The following is a 23,252-nucleotide window of genomic DNA, read 5'->3' on the forward strand; positions in this document are numbered from 1 at the left end:
ATATTCCTGAGATAATCGAACGGTGCAGGCGCACTATTCTGCGTCAAAATCGGAGCCCGATCCTATTGCGGCACGCTCAAAAGTCAAACGCCTTTGGCACATTATAACTGCCCGCATTTGCATGACAGATCAGCCAATCGCGCACAGGCATTTCAGATCAGAACGGAATGTCGTAATACCAAGGCGCGAACAGACTGAACGCCAGCCACAAAATGATGATCAACGGCGTCCCGGCGCGCAGGAAATCGACAAATCGATAGTGCCCTGGCCCCATCACCAGAAGGTTGGTCTGATACCCCACCGGCGATGCAAATGAACAGTTGGCCGCCATCACCACCGCAATGGCAAAGATATGCGGCTCAACCCCAAGATTCTGGGCCATGCCAATCCCGATTGGCGTGAACAGAACAGCACAGGCATTGTTCGACAGAACATTGGTAAACACCGCAACAATCAGGAAGAACAGCGACAAAATCACCGGTGCCGGTGCCCCGCGCGTTGCCGCAAGCAACTGATCGGCCACGAATTCCGCCCCACCGGTCAGTTGCAAGGCATTGCCAAGGGCAAGGGCAGCCGCCACCAGCAGCACTATCTTCCGGTCAATCGCGCGCGCTGCCTGACGCAGGTTAAGCGCACCAGATGCAATCATAAGCGCCGCACCGATAAAGCTTGAAACCATGATCGGCACCAGACCGGTCGCCGCCACAGCAATCACACCAAGGAAAATGGCCGCGGCACGACGGGCATGGAACGGGCGCGGCAAGGTACGGGTCGACCATTCCAGCAAAACCACATCACGAATGGTACGAAGGGCTTCAACATCCTCGGACCGCCCCTGCACCAGAAGAACGTCACCGGCTTCAAGGCGGATTTCGGTCATCTGCGTGCGGATCATGCGCGAACGGCGCTGAATGCCAAGGACAAGGCATTTGTACTGATAGCGGAAACCGATCTGTTCAAGGTTAAAACCGATCAGACGCGATCCTGGCGGCAGCATGACCTCGGCCAGAAGCTGGGTCGATTTCTGCGGGATTTCTTCACCGCCTTCATGGACGGCCGCGGCTTCCGCATGCAGAAGGCCCGGATCTTTTTGCAGCGCCTCGGTCAGGGCCTTGCGCGTGGCTGCAACGACAAGAACGTCACCTGCCTGAATTTCCATGTCTTCGTCAAACGGCGGCAGATCGGCATGTTCACGCCGAACAATCATCTGGATCGTAATATTGGGCAGGTCTTTAAAGAACCCGGCCACAGGACGGGTACCGATCATCTGAGACGCCGGGCCGACCGTAATCTGGGCGATGAATTGTTTGCCACTGCTATCGGGGTTGGCAAGCTTGCTGCGCATCGATGCCAGCGCGGGCAAAAGGCGGGGCGCGACGAACAGCACATAGACAAAGCCCACCAGCGCCAGCACACTGCCAATCACCGTAAATTCAAAAAACTCGAGTGCTGGCATGCCAAGTTCGATCAACGAGCTTGATACCAGAAGGTTGGTCGAAGACCCGATCAGGGTCGTCATCCCGCCCAGAATGGCGACGTAAGACAACGGGATCATCAATGCACTGGGCGAACGCTGAATACGCTCCGACAGCGCCTGAATGATTGGTATGAAGATAACAACGACCGGGGTGTTGTTCAGGAATGCCGACATCAGCATCACGACAAACAACCCGACAAAAATCGCCATCGAGGCATTCTTGCCACCATGTTCGGTAATCAGACCAGCGATATAACTGACCCCGCCGGTCAGCACCATGCCCTGCCCGACGACCAACAATGAAAGCACAGTCAGCAAGGCCGGGTTGGCAAACCCAGACATCAGCGCGCCCGCATCAAGCAGGTTGTTGCCATCGGCATCGGGCAACGGGAAGAAATTGAAGAACAGCAGCAAAGTGGCAATCAGCGCCATGCTGGTCAGCTCAAGCGATATGCGCTCCAGCCCATACAGGACCAGCGATCCGGCGACCAGCGCCAGAACCACCCACATCTGCAATGGCGTCGCAGAACTGGCGACAACACTATCGATCACGATCTATCTTCCCCTGCAACAGCGCTTTTATACGGGGTTGTGGCAGGCTATTCAAAACGCCCGTCCATTCCCCGAAAGTCGTATTTTGCCATTACTTAGACGAAAGCCCCCGCAAGAGGTCAATAAAAATCAAACGTCTGATCACGGCCCTGCGCGATAGTGGGTAGACCGCGCAACCCTGCCAGATTACCAAAACCCGGTATTTTGCCATAAAAATGGCGGACAGTGTTGTGCCCTGCCCGCCATTGCAACGATCGCTTTTCGACAGTCTGTCCGACGTCAATCAGGCAGATAAATCTCACCCTTAAGATACAAAAGCGCATTGCCCTTCAGATGGACGCGTTCCCCATCAATCGTACAATCAACGATCCCGCCACGCTTGGACGCCTGATACCCGACAACATTGGATTTACCACTATGTTCCGCCCAATATGGCGAAACAACACAATGCATATAGCCGGTTACAGGGTCTTCATCGATACCAAGGGCGGGCAGGAAATACCGCGATACCATATCAATGCCCGGCTGATCACCTGGTGCGGTAACGATTACGCCGCGTTCGGCAAGTTTCCCTAATGCCGACATATCCGGTTTCATGTTCCGCACCACCGATGCATCGTCATAAACCACGACAAAATCGGTATCCCGGCTGGTAACATGGAAAGTCCCCCGCGGGGCTGCGTCGGATATGGCGGCAAGAACATGCGCCGGAACATCATCAGGAGCAATCGATTGCTTGGGGAAATTAAGTACAATCGCATCACCATCGCGCCGCGCGGTCAGAATGCCGCTGGCACTTTGCAGGCGGATCAAATCGCCCTTGAAGCCCAGGACATTGAAAATGACAAACGCACTGGCCAATGTTGCATGCCCGCAAAGCGGCACCTCGACCGTTGGTGTGAACCATCGGATATGAAAATCGGCCCCGTCATTATTTGCCGGATCAAGCTTCACCACAAAGGCGGTTTCCGACAGATTGTTTTCCATCGCAATATTTTGCATCACCGCATCAGACAGCCAGCCATCAAGCGGCACGACTGCCGCCGGATTACCGGCAAACATCCGGTTGGTAAAAGCATCAATCTGATAAATCGGAAGCGTTTTCATTCGTCTTTTATCCTGAATGGTCTTTGATACTTGGAAAACAGCGCCTTTACAGCACACTGTCAATCGCATCCTTGACGATTTGCAGATCGTGATCGCGCATGCGCCAGTTGCTGAACGCAGCCCGGAACCCGAACCGCCCGCCATAAATCGTCGGCGTCATAAACAGTTTCCCAGTCGCATTGATACGCGCCAGCAAGGCACGATTATCATCATCGCTGCCCGGGCCGGTAAACATGGTCACGTTAAGTTTGGGATCGGCCAGCAATTCAAGCCGGTCATGACCACGCACCCATTGCGCCAGATCAACAGCCTGATCGCAGTTCGCCCGAACAATCCCGGCAAAACCGTCACGTCCATAGGCGACCATCGCCAGCCAAAGCGGCAAAGCCCGGAACCGGCGGGAATTTTCCACCCCGCGATTGATGTACATATTTCCAACCGCATCCGTCTGCAAATACGGCGCAAACGCCCGGCAGCAGGTTTCAAGCACACTGATATGCCGGGTCAGGAAAATCCCGCAATCATACGGAACATTCAGCCATTTATGACCATCTGAGGTGATCGAGTCTGCCCGATCAAGTCCTGCTAGCAGATGGACACGACGATCATCAAGGGCTGCAAACATGCCAAACGCCGCATCGACATGCAGCCACGCCCCAAAAGCAGCACACAAATCGGCAATCGCCCCCAGATCATCGAAATCGGTGGCGTTCACCGTGCCCGCAGACGCGATAACCAGCTTGGCCTTGGCCGTACTTGCCGCAAGGCGGTTTTTAAGATCGGTGATATCGGTTTCCTCGGTCCCCGGTCGGGTTGCAACCTTGGTAAAGCTATTGCGACCAATCCCGGTGACGGACAAATCCTTGATCATGCTGGCATGCGGGCTTGCGGCAAATATTTCAAAACCTGGCAGCACACTCGCCCCGTCGGCGTCAACATCAACGCCGATCTGCTGACCGCACCATTGGCGCCCGGCAACAAGTCCCAAAAGGTTCGATACGGTCGCACCGGTAGTCAGCACACCGTCAAAACGCCCGTGGGGTAGCCCGGCCATCTCGCAAATCCAGTTGATCACCTGTTCTTCAACTGCTGCCGTAACGCTGCCCTCCGGGCCGGTTGCGTTCTGATCGATTGCGCCTGTCAACCAATCACCGGCAAGGGCGGCCGGTGTCGTGCCGCCGGTCACAAAACCAAGATAACGGGGACCGATTGATGCGGCGAGCAGCGGCAGAATTTCTTTCTTCGCTGCCCGCAGCGCATCAAGCGTACCGCGGCCCTGCCCCGGCATCGGGCGCGAGGGATCAAAGGCAGAAAAGTCGCGGCAGGTCACATCCATGTCGTCAGCACCCTGAACAAAGTCGCGTGCCATATCGCTGGTTGCGGCCAGGATTTGGTCAAGCTGTTCAAGATCATCAAACATCAGATGACGCGCCGTCCTTACAGTGGGGCTGCTTTCGGCACGATTTAACGGGCGGCTCATTGGGTATCTCCGTTCAGGATACGGGCATAGTCGGTCCGGTCGATATTCGCACCACTCAGAATGACAGCAGTCTTCTTGCCGATATTGCGTTCGTGATCTGCAATCGCCGCGGCAAGTGATACCGCCCCCGCACCCTCGGCAAGGGTGTGGCAGGAACTGAAATAAAGGCGCATGGCATCGCGGATTTGATCATCACTTACCGCAACAATATCTGACGCGCCGTCTTTGATGATTGCGAACGCTGCCGGATCAGGACTGCGACAGGCAACGCCATCTGCAAACGTATTCGCGGTTGGTGTTGTGATCACCTTGCCCGCCCGGAAGGATTGCAGCACGGCATCTGCCCCCGTCGCGACAACACCGATAATGTCGGTATCAAAGCCCAGAGCATCGCGCACTGTAATCAACGAACAAATCCCTGACCCCATGCCAATCGGCACGTAAATCCGGTCAAGCTTTTTGACCGCATCAAACAATTCCAGCCCGTATGATGCAACGCCGCGCACCAGTTCCGGCTGAAAGGGCGGCACCATCACCAAATCTTCGGCAGCGGCATATTGGCCTGCATATTCCGAAGCATCCTGAAAATCGTCGCCATGCTCGATGACCTCGGCACCCCAAGCCCGCATCGCTGCGTTCTTTTCAACCGAGTTGCCGCGCGGAACAATAATGGTTGCCGAAAGGCCCGACTGGCTGGCGGCATGTGCCAGACTTTGGCCGTGATTGCCACGCGTGGCACTTATGATGCCCCGCGACACTCCGATGGAATTTTTCAGATAACGACAAAATGTCAGCCCGCCACGAATTTTGAACGCACCAAGGCGGGTATGGTTTTCATGCTTCACATACAGGGACAATCCAGTCGCCCGATCCAGCAACGGCCAGCGTATTGTCGGCGTCGGAGCCACATATTGGTGGACATAAGACGCAGCTTCGCGAAGCTCCTTTTCGGTAAACAGCGACATTGTCACCCTTTCGGATAGTTCATCAGTACAATCGAATGATATTCATCGGGACAATTCAGACAGGGTTCGAACGGAGGCACGAGGGAGCGTGAACCTCCGTTCGGCGCAACATAATCTAGTTGCGCGGGGGGAACCCTGTCCAAAACGGCTTTGACAATTCGTGATCCAGATCGGATCGCGTCATTCCGATATCCTTCAGAAGGTGATCATCAAGCTTTTCCAACATTCTGCGGTCGCGTGCGTGTTCCTGCCAGACGCGAAGATATTCGACGACGAAGACAGCGATGCCGGCAACAGCAGAACGCCAGTCAGTCGCCTTGACAGCGCCTTTGGTGTTCATCTGTACGTTTCCTTTGATATTGAGTTCGGAAACCCGGATTGTATCGTTACAATTTACCATCACTTCCTCCTGTCGATTAATTGTACCGATTTTGTTTTGTCATTGACATTGACATTGTGTCAATTTAAACATTGTCACCATGACAATATGGCTTCCAAACATCGAAGGCGGCAGCGGCCCTGTTTATCGACGGATCGCACACGCCATCCGCAGCGCGGTTGATGACGGGTCACTCAAACCCGGCGACCGTCTTCCCACCCATCGCGACCTTGCCTATCACCTGGGCGTTACAGTCGGCACGATTACGCGGTCCTACCGCGAGGCGGAAAGACTGGGGCTTGTTGCTGGCGAAGTCGGACGCGGCACATATGTGCTGGGCAGTTTGCAAAGCGAACTGGATATGGCGGCGACGGTTCCCGCACCGGGACACTTCAGTAACAATATCGGGAAAATGGCCCGCGAAACGGCAAATGATGATGACGAGGATATCGGGCCGGTCAATTTCCGCATGAATTGCCCCCTCCCCCCGCGCGAAGACCATATTCGCAATGTCCTGATTGATGTCGCCAAATGTACCCCTCTGGATGACATGATCACCTACAAGTCGGAATATGGCATGCCGGGCCACCGGCGCGCCCTTGCCTCAATGGCCGGTGCACTCGGACTGGATGACAATCCGGAACGTGTTCTGCCAACCGCAGGCGTTCAGCACGGAATGACGGTTTCATTGCTGGCAACCGTACGACCAGGCGATCTGGTCCTGTGCGAGGAACTGACCTATCCGAACCTGCGCAGCCTTGCAAATCTGCTGCAATTCCGTCTGCGTGGTGTTGCCATGGACGACGAAGGCATCATTCCGGATGTTCTTGAAACCCTTTGCCGGACACAAAGCCCGCGCGCCATTTATTTGATGCCAACCCTGCACAATCCGCTGTGCTGCACCATGAGCCAACAGCGACGCATGGAAATCGCTGAAATTCTGCGCAAATATGATCTGCTTTTGATCGAGGATGGCATCTATCACTTCCTCAATCCCGATGCGCCACCGCCGCTCTCATGCTTTGCGCCGGAACGCAGCATCTATCTGGACGGGGTCTCAAAAAGCATCGGCGGCGGTCTTCGCGTCGGTTATATCCACGCCCCAAGCGAAATGATCGCCAAACTCGCAAGCGCCATTCGATCAACCTGCTGGATGGTATCGGCCATCAATCTGGAACTTGTTTCACGCCTGATCGAAGATGGCAGCCTCAAACGATATGAAGCCTGGCACCGTGAAGAAGCCGCAAGACGGCTTTCGATCATTCTGGGCACGCTAAAGGGCTACAATGTCCGGTTTCATCCGACCAACTATCATATCTGGCTTGATCTGCCCGACCATATCGATCCGGGTGAACTGGTCATGAATGCGGCCAATAACGGTGTGCTTCTGACCGCGGCACAGCAGTTTTCGGTCGGGCATCCACAACGCGGGCTAAGGCTTTGTTTCGGGGCCGAAAAATCGACCGAACGTCTGCGTCACGGCGTTCAGATTGTCGAACGCCTGCTGCAAACCAGCGAGTTTGGCAATACGGTCGTGATGTAAACCGTTTTTTGTCCATGACTGAAACGCCTTTTGGTTGCGGTTTGATAATAGCTGCACGGGGCATTACACCATCACATCATCAATACCCGGGACGCCCATATCGCAAAATCGACAAGCTGCTCTTGACCGTCCTATCGCGTTGCTTCCAAGATAAGATTTCGTGATCGGCGTCCTTGCCTGATCACATCCTTTTTGGGCAGCAGAAAGACAGCAAATGCCAGTTTCCCGCCTCGACGCTGATGATTGTGGCTTCCCCCACTTCCGGATTCGCAGCCCACACAAAGACCAATCTCCTGAAATTTTTGCTTTTTCATCGCATTACCGAGCAGCAGAGGCATTGAAGTTCGGTCTTTCAATGTCCGAGCCGGGCTTCAACATCTTTGTTCTGGGCCTTGATCGCGCTGGTCGTATGACCGCAACCCTCGAATATCTAAAAAAGTCGATGGAAGAGCGCCCAGCACCACAGGACTGGGTATATCTGAACAACTTTTCCCGCACCAATCGCCCGCGCCCTTATGCCCTTCCCGCCGGTGAAGGCCGCAAACTGGCCGATGCGATGGAAACGCTGGTATCGCACCTGCGCGAGGCATTTGCATCCGCATTCAACGCGCCAGCCCACCTGACCGAAACCCAGACCCAGACGGAAGAAGCGCGTGCACAACTGCGCGAAAAATTCGACGCCTTGCGCGAATATGCCCGCGAACGCGGTCTGGATGTTCAGGAAAACGAAAAAGGCGTGATGATCGTCGCCCTGAACGAGGACGGCGAGCCCGTTTCGCTTGACGAAATCCCCAAAGAGCGCCGCGCCGAAGCCGAAGATGCATTTGAAGAAGTCGCCGAAGAAGCCCGCAAGACGCTGCTTTCGACCCGCGATCTTGAAGAACAGATTTCCGACACGCTTGATGCGCTTCGCCGCGGGGCCGCAAAGGTCGTTCTGAAGCCGCGCATTCGCAAAATCCGCGACAAATTCACTGCACCGGGAATGAAGGCGTGGTTCGAAGCGCTTGAAAAAGACATTCTGGATAATATCGACGCGTTCGAAGAAGCCAGCGACCAGCCCGCCATCGACAGCGGCGATGGCAAAATGCCCGAAACCGTCGATGACCGTTATGCGGTCAATCTTCTGATCGACCATTCGCGCGACAAGCATCCTGATGTCGTTCTGGAACCAAGCCCAAGCTATGATAACCTGTTTGGCCAAATCCAGTACCGCCCGGTAGCAGGTGGCATGCACCCGCATTTCAGCCTGATCAAGCCAGGTGCCCTGCATCGCGCCAATGGCGGCGTTCTGGTTTTACGCGCGGAATCGCTGGTCGAACACGAAGACAGCTGGGCGTTCCTAAAAGCAGCCCTTCGTGATGGCGAAATCCGGATCGAGGAAACCCATAAATCCGGCCCGCCAACTGCCGGTGCACCGGAACCGCGCCCCATCCCGCTTGACGTCAAGGTCGTGATCGTCGGCGCACCGAAATATTACTATACATTCTTCTCGCTGGATGTTGATTTTCGCAACCATTTCCGGGTGAAGGCCGACATTGATGCCGACATGCCCGCCGCAGGTCGTAACATTTCGATCTATACCGGATTACTGCGTGATTCTGCATTGTCACGTACCGGCATCCCGCTTGATAACGGGGCCATCCGCCAATTGCTGGGTCAGGCGGCCCGCTGGGCCGGGGAACGTGACAAACTGACCGCACAGATCGAGCGGGTCGAAGATGTAGCCATCGAAGCCGGCGCACTGGCCAAGACCGACAAACGCAGCAGCATCCGGGCCGCCGATGTCAGACGCGCCATCGAAGAACGCCGTCATCGCAACAGCCGACTTGAAGACCGATCCCATGAACGGGTTCAGCGTCGCGAAATTCTGATCGACAGCTATGGTGCGGTTGTCGGGCAGGTTAACGCGCTGACAGTTCTCGATTATGGCGATCACGCATTTGGTTTGCCTGCACGCGTATCCGCACGCTCCTATGTCGGCAGCCTCGGCGTTTTGAACATCGAACGCATGGTCGATATGTCTGGCCCATTGCAGCAGAAATCGGTCATGACAATCGAAGGGTTCCTTAAATCCCGCTTTGCACAGGAATTCCCCCTATCCTTTGCCTGTAACGTGACGTTCGAACAGAACTATGGCGGGATAGAAGGTGATTCGGCATCCATGGCCGAACTTTGCGCGATCATTTCGTCAATTTCCAACATCCCGATGCGCCAGAATATCGGTGTAACAGGATCAATGAACCAGTTCGGGCAGGCACAGCCAGTCGGGGGCATTTCGCACAAGATCGAAGGATTTTATCGCATTTGTGCCGATCAGGGCTTTACCGGCGATCAGGGTGTGATCATCCCGCTGGCCAATGCGGAAAATGTTGTTCTGCGCGAGGAAGTTGTTCAGGCAATTCGTCAGGGCAAGTTCAACATCTGGACGGTGGAACACATCAATGACGCCATCGAATTGCTCAGCGGCAAGCCATGTGGCGATCATCCCGAAGGCCAGTACACCGCCGACAGCGTTTATGGCAAGGCAATGGAACGGCTGCGCCAGAATGACCGCATCCTGCGCGAACGCCACGCCTTCCCGGCATGGTCGGAACAATAAATGATACCGGCGGCGACATCCCCTGTTCGCGTTCGATACGGATCCAAACTGGCCAGTATCGTGACAGGATGCATTGCCGCCGGTCTTTTTATGACCATGGGCCCGGGTCGGGTCACGGCGCAAAATATCGAGACAGCACATCCCGCAAGCAAAGAAATGAAATCCGGTCTGGACGCCATACCGACCGATCTACCCGTTCACACCAGCAGCCCGTCGCCGGTCAATCAACCTTTCAGCCTTCTGCCCGGCACCATACGAACCGACCCCGTTTTACTTGAAGACACAGATCGGCCAAGCCTTGCCGAGCAATATCGAATGGAAAAACAGGGTATCAAACGCGCGCCATCGCGAGCAGCAGGCGCAAAACGCACAATCATGGAAAAACCTGCGCCAGCACTCATCGCCCAGCCAAAATCTGCATCTGCATCCGCGAACACACAGCATGTGACAGTATCGCCTTTAATTCCGGAAACCGGTGCGTCACAGGCATCAACATTGACAGCGACGAGTCTCTCCCCCGCCGGAACCGACGGCGCATTTGCGATCCAGCTTGGTGCGTTTCGCGACACGATCAGTGCCCAAACCTATTGGGCAAGTTTCATGATCCGGTATCCCGATCTGGCACAATCCCACCCCCGCAACCTTTCAACCACAGACATCGGAACCAAGGGAACGTTTCATCGACTGCGCCTTGGTGGGTTTGCTGATATTGCCAGCGCTGAAAAACAATGCCGCCAGCTTTTAGCTGACGGCACGGATTGCTTTGCAACGCATAATCAATAAAGTCGCATTCACGTTGCGTGAATGCGACCGGAAACCGTCCTATTTGGCATCACCGCCCAGCAATACAATCTTGTCAACGATCAGGGTTTCGGCCTCGGTGCAGGTCGTCATCAACGCACCATGGCCGGTCACCCGAACCTTGTCACCAGGACGGAAATTGCTTGCCTTGTTTGCCAGCGCATAAAGGGTTCCGTCATCCGCACGAAACGTGACGCATTCCCGGCCATTATCGGTAATTTCCCCGGTCAGGGTCATGTTTTCTTTCTGAAATGCCGAACATGCCGACATCAACATTCCCGCAGCCAGAATCGCAGCAAACTTGCCAGACACGGCGCCAATTCCGGTTTTCATTATCGTTCTCCTGTGCTCGTGCGGTTTCCTGCCGTCACAAAACCTTACTTTCTTCGTTAATGATGTTGTAACGCACTGGACTTTAAAAAGGATACTGTCAAACGTTTTACGCGTTTCAGTTTGCATTGTCATTGATAACAAGATCAAAGATGAACAACTCGCATCTAGAGCTTCTGAAAAAACTGGCTGACGAGTTTCAACCGCGAACGGATGTTAACACCCGTGCCACAGTTGAAGCCGAAAGCACGGATGCATTTGCGACACTTGTTGATCTTGCACGCGACATGCAAAACCGTCTCGACCAGCAGCAGAACCGCATCCGACAGCTTGAACAAATGGTCGAAACCGACGAGTTGACAGGTCTCTATAACCGTCGCGGTTTCCTGCGTCGTGTTCGCGAAACCATGGCACGTGCCGCCCGTCACCCGGAAAACGGCATTCTGGTCATTGCCGATCTTGACGGCTTCAAATTGATCAATGATCACCATGGCCATGCCGCTGGCGATGCCATCCTGCGCCATTTCGGCCAAAACCTTCGCACACATACACGCGCTGATGATTTTGTCGCCCGCTTTGGTGGTGACGAATTTGCCATCCTGCTGGTCGGCAGCATTCCCGAAGTCGCAGAACGTCGGATAAGTGACCTTGAAAAAGCAACATCGCGCTTCCCGCTAATTTGGCAGGGAGCAGCCCTTCCGATCCGAGCCAGCTTCGGCTTTACCGTCTATAGTGGCAAAAGCGATATCGCACAGCTTTTGCAGCAGGCAGATGACGCAATGTATGCCAACAAACACGCAAAACGCCCCCATTCCGAAAGCAGCCACAACGCCGCCTGACAGTGACTGAGATGTCAGTATTGTCGTTTGAAATACGGTTCCCGTCTGCGTCACGTGACACAAACCAGCCCTGTGCAATCACAATGCCCGGTATCCACCGGCTTTTTTTTGTTTATTAAGTCCTTTTCCTTCATATTGCCCCTTAAGATCGCTATTTAAGAAGAACAGGGAAAACGACTTCGGAACTCATCCGAAGCTTTTGGGGGTCAGGCTTGTGATGGTTCTCGTATGACGGACAATATGAGTTATTCAGCAGAAACAAACGACAGGGACCTACTGGCTGCCATGGCGTTCTGCTGGGCGGACATGCTGCTTGAAGTCGACGAGAACGGATACATCCTGTTTGTGGCCGGTGCGACCGAAAGTCTTTTGGGCTGCCTGCCGGAACGATTGATCGGCGAGGCACTTGATAAGCTGGTCATAAAGTCGGAACGGCCGCTGTTACGGGCCTATCTTCATGCCAGTTCCGGGATCAAACGGCTTGAAGAACTCGATCTTGATTTTCAGTTGATCGAGGATGATGGAATTGCCCTTGGCAATCCGGTTCCCCTGTCACTTAGCGGCTATATGATTTCCGAACCGATCGGTCGTTATTTTATTGCGGCCCGCCATCGCGCGATACGTCCGCGCGCACGATCGGGCATTGATCGCCTGATCCTGCAAAACACGTTGTCTGCGGTAAGCTCAAAAACAGGCAAGAACGACCAGCAGGCCGAAACCGCCGCACGCATGGCCTCAAGCCATAGCGAAGCCCTTGTGGTTCTTGAAAACCTCGCCGCCCTTCGCAGCCAGGCAGAAACGGATGCGACCAACGAACTTGCGCGCCTGATCGGGATTGGCATCGGCAACCGCCGAAGTCCCGAAAACCTTGAACCAGACGGCGGTTATCTGGTTGACGAGCCGATGATCGAACTGGAACGCCGAATTGTCGCCTATGCCAGTGCATTACGCGCCGATCTTGACGATCCGGATTGCAGCGATGCGGCAAACGCCCCCGATCCTTTCAAAAACCTGAACCTTGCCACGGGCAGTTCTGGCACGTCGGGTGCTTCGACACTCACCAACAATGATCTGTTTGGCCGTGACTACGACCTTGCCAGCGGGTTTCACCGCCTCACACAGAATGTCCGCCAACCGATAGAAAATGGTGAAAGAGAAACCAATCTGACGCGTGCTGTTGCATATGCGCTTAATCGTCTTCAGCATCGCGGTGATTCGGATGTATCGGCCGAACGCCTGTCAGCAAGCTTGCCGCATCTTATTCAGGAAACCCTGAAATCGGTTCGGGCGTTTCGCGAAATTGTGCAGAATGGATCCTTTGCCGTCGCACTGCAACCGATCGTGCATCTCGAAAGCCTTGAAATGCACCATTACGAAGCATTGGCGCGGTTCCATGATGGCGGCAGCGCCCTTGCGGTTGATCAGATCATTCATTTTGCCGAAGGCACCGGATTGATCACCGAATTCGATCTGGCAATGTGTCAGAAGGTGCTGGATCACGTCACGCTTGAACCTGAACGCGTAACTCATTCTGTTGCGGTTAATTTATCCGGCCACTCGCTTGAACAGCAGGATTTTCTGCCAGCACTTGAACAAATTCTGGATCGCTATGATATCGATCCGGCAAAAATCATGTTCGAGGTGACAGAAACGTCGCGCATTCGCGGATTGCGCGACGTGAATGACGGTCTGCAGCGCCTGCGCGCACGCGGGCACCTTGTCTGCCTTGACGATTTCGGGGCGGGGGCCGCCAATTTCGAATATCTGAGCGCGCTTGACGTCGACATCATCAAATTTGATGGCGGTGCCATGCGAACCGCTCTGGCCAAACCCAAAGGCCGCGCATTTATCAGGGCTACGGCCCTGCTTTGCCGGGATCTTGGCATCCATACAATTGCAGAAATGATCTATGATAAGGCCAGCTTCGAACTGGTTCGCGATCTGGGCATTGATTACGGTCAAGGATATCATCTTGGCGCGCCTGTAACGCTTGCCAGTGTGAATACCGGATCATCAAATACCACGCAAACCGCCGATGCGACCGGAGGCGGAAAATGAACCGGCACCACAAGGATGCTGAGAAGGCAATGTCTGACCATACCGATGTGACGTCCGAACAGGTTTTCATCCTTGATCCACAGACCATGGCCGATGCAGAGGCCCCCGTTCTGGTCATGGACAAGAACGGAACGCCCCTGTTTGCCAACAAAAATGCCCGAAGCTTTGCCGAAGGCATTCGTGACGGCCTATTCCCCGAAATCAACAAACTGGTCTTGCGCGCGATCACAACACCCGGCGGGGTTGTAGAACTGCTGACTTTCGAAGTACAGCGCGGCACGGCAACGCTTGAACTGACCGCCCTGCCAATGGCTGATAACCGTGTCCTGCTGCTGCCACGTGATGTCAGTATGGATCGTAACCTGCGCGAGGCCTTGATTGATTCGCGCCAGCGTTACCGTGACATTGTCGAAGTATCCTCTGCCTTCGCATGGGAAACCGACGATACCGGCAAATTCATTTTCGTCTCGCCGCGCGGCGCACTTGGCTACAAGGCCGAACAGCTTGTCGGACGGTCACCTCTTGATTTCCTGCTTGATACCGCCGATCAGGACAGCGAAATCGTATTTCGCAGCCAAAAGGCCGTTCGGGATGTGCCGATCTGGCTTAAACGGGCCAATGGTAATGCCGCCTGTCTGGCCGTTTCCTCGACCCCGGTTTACACGCGTGATGGCCGTTGGACCGGCACGCGCGGGCTTGCCCATGACATTACCGAACAGCGCCGCCGAGAAAGCGAAGTCGCCACCGCGCGAAACCGTGACCGGCTGATGACCTATATCGTGCGAACCATGCGCGATGAAATCGATCCGACCCTTGTCCTGAAAGGGGCGGCCGATGCCAGCGCGCGCGCGCTGGCCTGTGCGGGATGCGCGATTTTTCGCCGCAACGAAGACACCGACGAGATCGAAATGGTCGCCTGTCACGGCCCCGAAGACATTGACCCGATTGCCAATCAGGCCTTGAAACAGCTTGACGAAAACGAAGACGTTTTCGAAGCAGAAATCGAAAACTATCGCGTTCTTGCTCATCACTCCCACTATCATCAGCGGGTGAATGGTGCAGTGATATTTATCTTCAATGCCGATCACCCCGTCCCGAATGAAGGCGAACGCGCCATCATGTCCGAGGTTTCCGATCAGATCGGCATTGCAATCGAACAGGCCGCTCAGCATGACCGGATCGTCACCCTGTCGCGGACCGATGGTCTGACCGGGCTATTGAACCGGCGTGCCTTTTTCGACGAACTCGGTCGTCGCCATGCCCGACTGCTGCATGACAACATGCCCGCGGCACTGATGTATGTTGATATGGATAATTTCAAGCTGGTCAACGATGTACACGGGCATCAGACCGGAGACGAGGCCATTCTGGCACTAACCCGTATTCTTCTGGACAACACCCGCCCGGTTGACTTGGTCGCGCGTCTTGGCGGCGATGAATTTGTCGTCTGGCTGGATGGGGCCGATATGGAAACCGCGGCGAAGCGCGCACGCATCCTTCTGGAAAAAAGCGCAGCCTTATCGTCGTTTTCCGGTGCCAAAGATCGCCCGCTTGGTATTTCGGTCGGTATTGCGGTGCGCGATGCCGCATCTAAAGAACCGCTTGAACAACTTGTGCTTCGCGCCGATCAGACCATGTATCAGGTGAAAAAACACGGCAAAGGCAGTTTCGGTATTGCCGCCCCTCCCGGATCGGATGAACCAGCAAAAATAGAAAACCAGGAGACACCCCTATGAAGGGCTTTTTGCAGAGGGTCTTCACCAAACGTCGGGAAACCCCGATCACGTATGATGAAGCCAAGGATATGGCAGCCAGCCCGGATGCAAATGTGCGCGGGGTACTGGCCCAGCGTCACGATACCAAACCCGAAATCCTGTACTATCTTGCAAGTGATGCGGATTCCCAGGTGCGGCGTCATATTGCAGCAAACCAGGCAACCCCGGTACAAGCCGACGTCCTGCTGACCGACGACAAGGATGACAGCGTTCGTGGCAGTCTGGCCGAAAAGATTGCCAATCTGTCAGCCGGACTGACACCCAACGAGTCGGACAAGCTGCGCCGCATGACCTACGAGGCGCTGGACAAGCTTGCCCGTGATCAGGCCGTCCATGTCCGTCAGGTGATTTCCGAAACGCTCAAGGATATCGCCAACGCGCCGCAACCGATCATTCAGCAATTGGCACGCGATACGGAAAGTGTCGTGTGCGGGCCAGTGCTGCAATATTCGCCGGTTCTGACCGAAACGGACCTGCTCGAAATCATCGAAGGCAGCACCGGGCGCGGATCGCTAAGCTTTATTTCGCGCAGACGCAATGTCGGCGAAAAACTGGCCGATGCGATTGCGGCAAGTAGCGATAAGGACGCGATTTCGCACCTTCTGGGCAATAAATCGGCTCAAATCCGCGAAGAGACGCTTGATCAGCTGATTGATCGTGCCCCGGATTATCCCGAATGGCACAAGCCATTGGTTGAACGCCCGCAACTGCCACCAACAGCGGCCGGGAAACTGGCGCGATTTGTGGCCGAAAGCCTCATCAGTGTGCTTGAACGTCGTAAAGACCTGAAAAAGGAACAGCTGGAAGCCGTGCGTGAAGTGGTCAATCGCCGCATTTCGTCAGGCGAATTTGACAAACGCGACGAAGTCCCGGTTGAAACCCGCAAGGCCAAGCAAAAAGAGGCCGAAAAGAAAGTCGCAGCCAAGGCAGACGGTAAAGACAGCGCAGCAGGCGAAGAGGAAGAAGAATCCTCCTACGAAAAGGCCTTGGTCCTGCATAGCAAAGGCAAACTCACCGACAAGGAAGTTGCCAAGGCATTGGCCGCCAATGATGTCAAACTGGCACGTGCCGCCTTGGCCGTACTTGCCGGAATTCCGCCAGAAGCGGTAAGCAAGGTCCTGAATACCCATTCGGCCAAGGGGGTTGTGTCGTTGGCATGGAAGGCCGGCCTTTCTGCCGAACTGGCCGTTAAAATTCAGGTCAAACTCGGTCATGTTCCGCCCGGTCAGACGCTTAATCCCCGTGGCGAGGCATATCCCTTGAGCGAAGAAGACATGAAGTGGCAGCTTGAATTCTTTACCGGTATGGCAACGGTCGGCCTACGCTAAACCGTACCGGCCGTATCAGCCATACCCGCCGCCCGCGATCAGGAAGCACGCAGCATTGATATGTGGGCGATGCCATCTTCATAGAACGCCTCACCGAACTGGATGAAGCCAAGCCCCTCGTAGAAGTTTTTAAGATACAGCTGGGCATTCAGAAAAATGCCCTTACCCGCAAAGCTGTCTTCGCAGGATGCAATGGCCTGCAACATCAGTTTACGGCCGATCCCCTGCCCGCGCAAATCCGGGCTGGCAACGACACGCCCGATTGCAGGATGTTGCCCCTGTGCGGAATGATCGGGGTCAATACCCGGTGCCACAATGCGCGCGGCTGCCACCACCCTGCCATCAAGTAATCCCAGAACATGCTGACAAATCGGGTCCAATCCATCGATATCGGGAAAAAGACATTCCTGTTCGATGATGAAAATCTGTTGCCGTAATTGAAAAAGGTCATGGACCAGACGCGGCGTCATATCGTCAAAGGCACAATGAACCCATTGCAGGGGTGATGATGAGGCGGACATGGCGGCAACTTTCATTTCCGGACGTGGCGGGCGCGGTTCTTGTGGTTATTTCGCGGCCAGATTCTCGATATGATAGATAAACACATCATTTTCCTGTGTCGATGACAACAGGCGGTTTCCTGTCATATCGCAAAAGGATTTCATATCTGCAACCGATCCCGGATCAGTCGCCAAAACCTTTAGAACGCCGCCTACCGGCACATCGCGCAACGCCTTCTTTGCCTTCAGCACTGGCATCGGACAAATCAGTCCACGGGCATCAAGAACAAGGTCGAAAGGGTCTTCTGGAGTAAACGACATGAAAAACCTTATAAAAATCGGGATAATCATCGCCAATCCGTGAATTGGCGATTGTTGCATTTGCACAATATGTTAGACTGATTTTCCAGAATCAATCAAACGCTGATGCCCGCCCGCAATGCAAATCTATCTGCCTATTGCCGAGATGTCGGTAAACATTTTTCTGATATTGGGGCTTGGCGGCGGCGTCGGATTTTTGTCCGGATTGTTCGGCGTTGGCGGCGGATTTCTGATCACGCCGCTTTTGATTTTTTACGGAATCCCCCCCGCAGTATCGGTTGCCACCGCAGCAAATCAGATCGTCGCATCCTCTGTTTCCGGTGTTTTTGCCCATTGGCGACGCGGCAATGTCGATCTTAAAATGGGCCTCGTGCTGCTTGCGGGTGGTATTGCCGGATCGACCGCCGGGGTTTGGGTCTTTGCATGGTTGCGTTCCCTGGGCCAGATCGATCTGGTCATTTCGCTTTGCTATGTGATCTTTTTGGGGATCATTGGCGGTATGATGCTGATCGAAGCATCGCGCGCCATTTTCCGTACCCGACGCCGCGGCGGGCAGCTCCGCCGCACCAAAAAGCACCAGCACAGCTTCGTGCATGGTCTTCCACTTAAAATGCGGTTTTATCGCTCGGGCCTTTATATCAGCGCATTACTGCCGCTTCTTGTCGGGCTCTTTGTCGGATTGTTGACGGCTCTGATGGGGGTTGGTGGCGGGTTTGTCATGGTTCCGGCCATGATCTATATCCTTGGCATGCCGACCAGTGTGGTCATCGGGACGTCGCTGTTCCAGATCATTTTCGTGACGGCAAACGTCACCTTCCTGCAATCAATCCAGACACAGACCGTCGATGTCGCCCTTGCCATCCTTCTTTTGATTGGCGGGGTCATCGGGGCGCAATTTGGCGCGCAATTCGGATCGCGGCTTAAGGCAGAGCATTTGCGCGCAATGCTGGGGCTTCTGGTACTTTCGGTTTGCCTGAAACTTCTGTTCGATCTGGTGATCACGCCGACCGAACTGTATTCCGTCGCGCCGGAGAATTTGTAATGCACAAATCGGGCGCGATCATCCACACACTGCTTGCCGTTGCTGCGGTGCTGGCCGTGGCCCTGCCTGAACGCGCGCGCGCCGAAGCACTGGTAGTTGATCTTTCCAACCACCTAGTCGCCATTACCACCGGCTTTACCGGCACCAATGTTCTGTTGTTTGGTGCCGTGCAAAGCGAAGGCGATGTGATCGTGACGGTCAAGGGTCCCGATCAGGATATGGTCGTGCGGCGCAAGGAACGGAAAGTTGGCATCTGGGTCAACAGCGAAAGCGCCACATTCCGCAATGTGCCCGCCTATTATGCCAGCGCGTCGAACCGGCCGATGGAAATCATCGCCAATTCCCAGCTTTACAACGACTACCGTATCGGGCTTGAACATCAACGCTTTGTCACTGAAATAGACGACAAGGATCGCAACAGCAGCGATTATCGAGATGCCCTGCTGCGCAACATGCGCGCGGTCGGCCTTTTCAACCAGCGCCCGGCCAAAATCAGCTTCCTGTCCAATCAGCTTTTCCGGACCGATATCCATTTTCCGGCCAATACCCCGACCGGTACCTACACCATCAATGTCTATCTGATCCGTGACGGACGCATTGCCAGCGTTAAAACAACGCCGCTGGTCGTATCAAAAACCGGTGTAAGCGCAGAAGTTTATGACTTCGCACATCGTTATTCGGCACTTTATGGCATCATCGCTGTCATCATTGCGATCGGTGCCGGCTGGATCGCAAGCGTCGCCTTCCGGAAACGCTGATCCAGGCCCCAATCTTCAATTGAACGACCATGCACCTTACATCTTCCTTTGATGATTTTCGCACATGCACCATCGCGTTTTGCAGTTGCGTAAAGATATTTTCTTTGTCGGAATGCTTGAAAAATAGCTTGGAAACCGGCCTTGAATTACGGCAAACTTTGTCTGTCTGGCTTGATTGCGCCTCGCCCCGCACGTTGGTGCCCATTCACCCGGAACCCATTTTATTCAGGACAGGACGACATGAATTCATTTGATGCCGACCGCGAACTGCGTACTGCCACCACGGATCGCACGTTCCTTGTTGTGGTCGACGATAGTGACGAAATGACCAAGGCGCTTCGCTATGCCTGTCGCCGTGCACAGCATACCGGGGGGCGTGTCGCACTGCTAAGCGTCATTCAACCTGCTGAATTCCAGCACTGGATGGCAGTTGGCGATCTGATGCAGGAAGAAGCTCGCGAAAACGCCGAAGCACGCGTCAACGAACTGGCCGCCTATGTCCATGAACAGACCGGCTCCATGCCGCTTCTGTTCATTCGCGAAGGACGCCTGAAAGACGAACTTCTGAATTTGCTCGACGAAGAAGAACAGATTTCCATTCTGGTTCTGGCCGCTGGCACCAACAGTGATGGCCCAGGCCCACTGATCACCGCATTGACCAACCGGGATGTGGTTGGTCAATTGCGCCTGCCATTGACCATCGTGCCAGCGGCCCTGTCAGAAGCCGATATCGACGCGCTCAGCTGAGCCCTAGCCAGACAAAGCAAAGCCAGGCAGTTGTCAGGCTTTGCTTATGGGGCAACAAGCTTATCAAGCAGCCCTATCTTCAAGGAAGTTCATATAGGTTTCAAAAGACGACCGTTGCCCGAACAGGACATGGGCACGATTGCGAATGGCCTGTGAAACCACCGAACGTCGCCTTTTATCTGTTGCCAGTGTCAGGGCGGTTTCAACGTAATCTGCCGAATGATAGGCAACGCAATCAAAAACCGAAATCTGGCGATAACAGGTATGGCTACGCCGTGAGCGTGCACCCTTGCCCGGCAAGGTCACCAGCGGCACACCAAGACCAAGGCAGTCAAACGCCAGCATCGCATCGTTCCATGCCGGACTTTCAAGAACCACATCCACCGCACACAGCAGGGAATGAAGATCTGCACGACTATGCACCGAAACAAACCGCATGCGTCCGGCGACATCGGCATAGTTAAGAGCAAACCGCCGCCCCCATGCCGCGTCCCAGCTATCGCGTTCCGGTGCGATCAGCAAAAGTTCGGCGGTTTCATCAAGGCGCAGGATTTCGGCAATCAGCGGATCAAAATCAGCCGTCAGAACATCAAGCGGCTGCGGGCAAAGATAGGTATTCCGATCCTGATCAATCCGCCAGCGGCGCTGCAAATCGCCCGGCGACAAGGTGATCTCATCGGGCCGTGTTGCATTGACAAACAATCCGGGCAGACGGATCAATTCCTCGCTAAAGCGGGTTTCACCGCCCGCGGTTTCCCAATCCTCGGCAATCAGGTGGCAGTCAATATTTGCAAGCCCGGTCGTCGCGGCAATCCCGCCACCGGCAATTTGCAACGGTGCCAGACGCCAGCTTGCCAGCAACATCGTATAAGCATCGGCCTGTGGATCGGCATAATGCAAAACGTCAAGGTCAAGGCCCGCAATCACGCGCGCCGAATGCAACGGATCAAGCGGCAATGGCACCACCAGATCGGCCTCGGCGTCGATGCGGGCGGTAATGTCATCCTCGCCCAGTGGCGGACGGATAACCGTAATATCAAAACGGTCCCGGTCAATCGCCCGGACCAGCCCCGCAATCCATCGACCAATACCATTATCGCGCATATTGGCCGATACAACGCCAAGCCGGACCTTGCCACCCTTTGGCCGGGTTCGCGCCGCAACATGAGGCACGTCATAACCTGAAACCAACCGTTCCCAATAATGACCAACTGCACGCAATTGTGCATCGCCTTCGGGACGAAGGGCCGCACGCCACACTGGCGGGAACCGTGTCAGGGTAATCGGATCGATCAGGTCACTTTGGCCAAGATCAAGGTCAAGATCATCGTCATCAAGCGTATCGTCGAGAAGATCACGAACAACTTCGTCATTCTGGGCTGCCAGATCGGCCGGGACCGGCGCAAACAGCAATCGGCGGGCCGTTCGGAACAACGCCGTATTTTCCCCAATCGCAATCTTGCGATCAATGGCGTTCTGCAAAACCGATTGGGCCGATGCCGCGTCGCCTTCTTCCGCCAGTTCGACCGCCAGCCGGAACACGGCGTCATCGCCACCCCCCGCACCAATCGACGCCCCAAATCGCTCGACGGCTTCGCTGTGACGTCCGGCAAGGCTTAATGCCTCGCCCATCATCAAAAGAAGGTCGGGATCGTTGGGATTTGCATGCAAAAGTGCTTCAAGCGCACCAATCGCCTCGGTCCCCTGCCCGGTTCGCAAATACAACAGTGCAAGCGTCCGCCGCGCCCCGGCATCCTGCGGATCAAGTGCCAGAACCTGACGCAGGCAATGCAGCGCCCCGGCAAACTGCCCCAGTCGGAAAAGCGCATCGCCATAAGCCGTCAGGGCGCGCTGATGTCCCGGTTGCAGTTCAAGGGCACGCAAAAGGGGTTCGGATGCCGAAACCGTTCGCCCCTGATCAAGCCGGATCTGCCCCATAAGCACAAGTGCATTGACGATATCATCACGCAGCCTGAGCGCGGTTGTGCAGGATGCCTCTGCCCCGGCGATATCCCCCATGGCATACTGGCATGCCCCAAGATTGGCATGAATTTCGGCAACATCGGGTGCCAGTCGAAGGGCCAGCATGTAATTTTCATGCGCCAGTTCAAGTTCATCAAGCTGGCGATAGGTATTGGCGATATTGCAATAAAGTGCAGGGGAATCGGGGCATAGGCGAATCGCGCGCTTGAACGCACCAACGGCTTCGCGCAATTTTCCGACTGCCTTTAACGCCTGCGCATGATCGTGCTGGATTTCGGCGTTATTGGCATCCGCGATTGCAGCCCGGCCCATGCGTTCGGCAGCAATATCACCATTGCCCTGTTTCATCGCCACCAGACCGGCAAGATGCATGGCTTCTGCCGCCTGCGGATAGGCAAGCGTCATCTTGCGGCAGGCGCTTTCTGCCTCCGCCAGTTGACCCGTTTCAAACAGGTCGATTGCAAACCGGAACATCTCGCCAAGATCAGACAAGGATCGTATCGCCACCCGAGAGTTTGTTTAATCCGCCACCATAGGCGCCAAGCGTTAACAAACCACGTCTTTGCCACAAAATATGGGCTCTGACTATGGCAAGCACACACAAAAAACCACCCGGCCTGACAAGACCGGATGGCAAAGTTTGTCATCATGCCAAAAAGCATGATGTG

Annotated in this window: 19 protein-coding genes; 10 read left to right on the forward strand and 9 right to left on the reverse strand. The window is 55.0% G+C overall.

Annotation, left to right across the window (positions count from 1 at the left end):
* Positions 1–157 precede the first annotated feature (157 nt).
* From ABIE64_RS07505 to ABIE64_RS07525, 5 genes are all read right to left on the reverse strand, one after another.
* Positions 158–2,029, reverse strand: coding sequence for an SLC13 family permease (locus ABIE64_RS07505; protein ID WP_037988504.1), 1,872 nt, complete (start codon positions 2,027–2,029; stop codon positions 158–160).
* A gap of 279 nt (positions 2,030–2,308) precedes the next feature.
* Positions 2,309–3,136, reverse strand: coding sequence for a PhzF family phenazine biosynthesis protein (locus tag ABIE64_RS07510; RefSeq protein WP_354377026.1), 828 nt, complete (start codon positions 3,134–3,136; stop codon positions 2,309–2,311).
* Between the two features lie 46 nt (positions 3,137–3,182).
* Positions 3,183–4,616 carry a pyridoxal phosphate-dependent decarboxylase family protein gene (locus ABIE64_RS07515; protein WP_354377027.1) on the reverse strand — a complete coding sequence of 478 codons (1,434 nt, stop codon included), beginning with the start codon at positions 4,614–4,616 and terminating at the stop codon, positions 3,183–3,185.
* Complete coding sequence (locus ABIE64_RS07520) at positions 4,613–5,581, reverse strand: threonine dehydratase (RefSeq protein WP_354377028.1); 969 nt, start codon at positions 5,579–5,581, stop codon at positions 4,613–4,615. The genes ABIE64_RS07515 and ABIE64_RS07520 overlap by 4 nt, the downstream gene beginning before the upstream one ends.
* 115 nt (positions 5,582–5,696) lie before the next feature.
* The gene (locus tag ABIE64_RS07525) at positions 5,697–5,921 is read right to left on the reverse strand and encodes a DUF1127 domain-containing protein (RefSeq protein WP_231858556.1); all 225 of its coding nucleotides are present in this window, start codon (positions 5,919–5,921) and stop codon (positions 5,697–5,699) included.
* 139 nt (positions 5,922–6,060) lie between these two features.
* On the opposite strand from ABIE64_RS07525, the gene ABIE64_RS07530 reads away from it, so the two are divergent.
* The 3 genes from ABIE64_RS07530 (at position 6,061) to ABIE64_RS07540 (ending at position 10,885) form a co-directional block, all read left to right on the forward strand.
* The gene (locus tag ABIE64_RS07530; RefSeq protein ID WP_037988511.1) at positions 6,061–7,503 is read left to right on the forward strand and encodes an aminotransferase-like domain-containing protein; all 1,443 of its coding nucleotides are present in this window, start codon (positions 6,061–6,063) and stop codon (positions 7,501–7,503) included.
* 337 nt (positions 7,504–7,840) lie between these two features.
* Positions 7,841–10,102 (forward strand): Lon protease family protein, encoded by a 2,262-nt coding sequence (locus ABIE64_RS07535; RefSeq protein ID WP_354377029.1) that lies wholly within the window; start codon positions 7,841–7,843, stop codon positions 10,100–10,102.
* A 156-nt stretch (positions 10,103–10,258) separates the two neighbouring features.
* Positions 10,259–10,885 carry an SPOR domain-containing protein gene (locus ABIE64_RS07540; protein WP_175484517.1) on the forward strand — a complete coding sequence of 209 codons (627 nt, stop codon included), beginning with the start codon at positions 10,259–10,261 and terminating at the stop codon, positions 10,883–10,885.
* A 39-nt stretch (positions 10,886–10,924) separates the two neighbouring features.
* On the opposite strand, the gene ABIE64_RS07545 is transcribed toward ABIE64_RS07540, so the two are convergent.
* Entirely contained in the window at positions 10,925–11,236 is a 312-nt protein-coding gene (locus ABIE64_RS07545) for a DUF5818 domain-containing protein (RefSeq protein WP_007089989.1), read from the reverse strand.
* Positions 11,237–11,385: 149 nt separating this feature from the next.
* Here ABIE64_RS07545 and ABIE64_RS07550 point away from each other — a divergent pair, with 149 nt between their 5' ends.
* From ABIE64_RS07550 to ABIE64_RS07565, 4 genes are all read left to right on the forward strand, one after another.
* A complete protein-coding gene (locus tag ABIE64_RS07550; RefSeq protein WP_071241315.1) occupies positions 11,386–12,072 on the forward strand; it encodes a GGDEF domain-containing protein in 687 nt (228 codons plus the stop codon).
* A 240-nt stretch (positions 12,073–12,312) separates the two neighbouring features.
* Positions 12,313–14,130, forward strand: a complete 1,818-nt coding sequence (locus tag ABIE64_RS07555) for a sensor domain-containing phosphodiesterase (RefSeq protein WP_354377030.1) — start codon at positions 12,313–12,315, stop codon at positions 14,128–14,130.
* A gap of 29 nt (positions 14,131–14,159) precedes the next feature.
* A complete protein-coding gene (locus ABIE64_RS07560; protein ID WP_247643637.1) occupies positions 14,160–15,866 on the forward strand; it encodes a sensor domain-containing diguanylate cyclase in 1,707 nt (568 codons plus the stop codon).
* Positions 15,863–17,233 carry a DUF2336 domain-containing protein gene (locus ABIE64_RS07565; RefSeq protein WP_354377031.1) on the forward strand — a complete coding sequence of 457 codons (1,371 nt, stop codon included), beginning with the start codon at positions 15,863–15,865 and terminating at the stop codon, positions 17,231–17,233. Before ABIE64_RS07560 ends, ABIE64_RS07565 begins: the two co-directional genes overlap by 4 nt.
* 38 nt (positions 17,234–17,271) lie before the next feature.
* Here ABIE64_RS07565 and ABIE64_RS07570 read toward each other — a convergent pair whose 3' ends face one another.
* On the reverse strand, positions 17,272–17,754 hold the full coding sequence (locus ABIE64_RS07570; RefSeq protein WP_258548432.1) for a GNAT family N-acetyltransferase: 483 nt from the start codon (positions 17,752–17,754) through the stop codon (positions 17,272–17,274).
* A gap of 45 nt (positions 17,755–17,799) precedes the next feature.
* Entirely contained in the window at positions 17,800–18,084 is a 285-nt protein-coding gene (locus ABIE64_RS07575) for a sulfurtransferase TusA family protein (RefSeq protein WP_007089995.1), read from the reverse strand.
* A gap of 88 nt (positions 18,085–18,172) precedes the next feature.
* Between ABIE64_RS07575 and ABIE64_RS07580 the strand changes: the two genes are divergently transcribed.
* The 3 genes from ABIE64_RS07580 (at position 18,173) to ABIE64_RS07590 (ending at position 20,601) form a co-directional block, all read left to right on the forward strand.
* The gene (locus tag ABIE64_RS07580; protein WP_085645055.1) at positions 18,173–19,096 is read left to right on the forward strand and encodes a sulfite exporter TauE/SafE family protein; all 924 of its coding nucleotides are present in this window, start codon (positions 18,173–18,175) and stop codon (positions 19,094–19,096) included.
* Positions 19,096–19,854 carry a TIGR02186 family protein gene (locus ABIE64_RS07585; protein WP_354377032.1) on the forward strand — a complete coding sequence of 253 codons (759 nt, stop codon included), beginning with the start codon at positions 19,096–19,098 and terminating at the stop codon, positions 19,852–19,854. The genes ABIE64_RS07580 and ABIE64_RS07585 overlap by 1 nt, the downstream gene beginning before the upstream one ends.
* 240 nt (positions 19,855–20,094) lie before the next feature.
* Positions 20,095–20,601, forward strand: coding sequence for a universal stress protein (locus tag ABIE64_RS07590; protein WP_007089998.1), 507 nt, complete (start codon positions 20,095–20,097; stop codon positions 20,599–20,601).
* A 63-nt stretch (positions 20,602–20,664) separates the two neighbouring features.
* On the opposite strand, the gene ABIE64_RS07595 is transcribed toward ABIE64_RS07590, so the two are convergent.
* Positions 20,665–23,076, reverse strand: coding sequence for a tetratricopeptide repeat protein (locus ABIE64_RS07595; protein WP_354377033.1), 2,412 nt, complete (start codon positions 23,074–23,076; stop codon positions 20,665–20,667).
* Positions 23,077–23,252 lie beyond the last annotated feature (176 nt).

Source organism: Thalassospira sp. MBR-102 (assembly GCF_040549275.1).
GTDB lineage: Bacteria > Pseudomonadota > Alphaproteobacteria > Rhodospirillales > Thalassospiraceae > Thalassospira > Thalassospira xiamenensis.

What these genes read in the sequence shown, in the direction of transcription:
- ABIE64_RS07510 (WP_354377026.1), bottom strand. Translation starts at nt 3,136, where the DNA reads ATGAAAACGCTTCCGATTTATCAGATTGATGCTTTTACCAACCGGATG.
- ABIE64_RS07515 (WP_354377027.1), bottom strand. Translation starts at nt 4,616, where the DNA reads ATGAGCCGCCCGTTAAATCGTGCCGAAAGCAGCCCCACTGTAAGGACG.
- ABIE64_RS07520 (WP_354377028.1), bottom strand. Translation starts at nt 5,581, where the DNA reads ATGTCGCTGTTTACCGAAAAGGAGCTTCGCGAAGCTGCGTCTTATGTC.
- ABIE64_RS07525 (WP_231858556.1), bottom strand. Translation starts at nt 5,921, where the DNA reads ATGAACACCAAAGGCGCTGTCAAGGCGACTGACTGGCGTTCTGCTGTT.
- ABIE64_RS07530 (WP_037988511.1), top strand. Translation starts at nt 6,061, where the DNA reads ATGACAATATGGCTTCCAAACATCGAAGGCGGCAGCGGCCCTGTTTAT.
- ABIE64_RS07540 (WP_175484517.1), top strand. Translation starts at nt 10,259, where the DNA reads ATGAAATCCGGTCTGGACGCCATACCGACCGATCTACCCGTTCACACC.
- ABIE64_RS07545 (WP_007089989.1), bottom strand. Translation starts at nt 11,236, where the DNA reads ATGAAAACCGGAATTGGCGCCGTGTCTGGCAAGTTTGCTGCGATTCTG.
- ABIE64_RS07550 (WP_071241315.1), top strand. Translation starts at nt 11,386, where the DNA reads ATGAACAACTCGCATCTAGAGCTTCTGAAAAAACTGGCTGACGAGTTT.
- ABIE64_RS07555 (WP_354377030.1), top strand. Translation starts at nt 12,313, where the DNA reads ATGAGTTATTCAGCAGAAACAAACGACAGGGACCTACTGGCTGCCATG.
- ABIE64_RS07560 (WP_247643637.1), top strand. Translation starts at nt 14,160, where the DNA reads ATGTCTGACCATACCGATGTGACGTCCGAACAGGTTTTCATCCTTGAT.
- ABIE64_RS07565 (WP_354377031.1), top strand. Translation starts at nt 15,863, where the DNA reads ATGAAGGGCTTTTTGCAGAGGGTCTTCACCAAACGTCGGGAAACCCCG.
- ABIE64_RS07570 (WP_258548432.1), bottom strand. Translation starts at nt 17,754, where the DNA reads ATGTCCGCCTCATCATCACCCCTGCAATGGGTTCATTGTGCCTTTGAC.
- ABIE64_RS07575 (WP_007089995.1), bottom strand. Translation starts at nt 18,084, where the DNA reads ATGATTATCCCGATTTTTATAAGGTTTTTCATGTCGTTTACTCCAGAA.
- ABIE64_RS07580 (WP_085645055.1), top strand. Translation starts at nt 18,173, where the DNA reads ATGCAAATCTATCTGCCTATTGCCGAGATGTCGGTAAACATTTTTCTG.
- ABIE64_RS07585 (WP_354377032.1), top strand. Translation starts at nt 19,096, where the DNA reads ATGCACAAATCGGGCGCGATCATCCACACACTGCTTGCCGTTGCTGCG.
- ABIE64_RS07590 (WP_007089998.1), top strand. Translation starts at nt 20,095, where the DNA reads ATGAATTCATTTGATGCCGACCGCGAACTGCGTACTGCCACCACGGAT.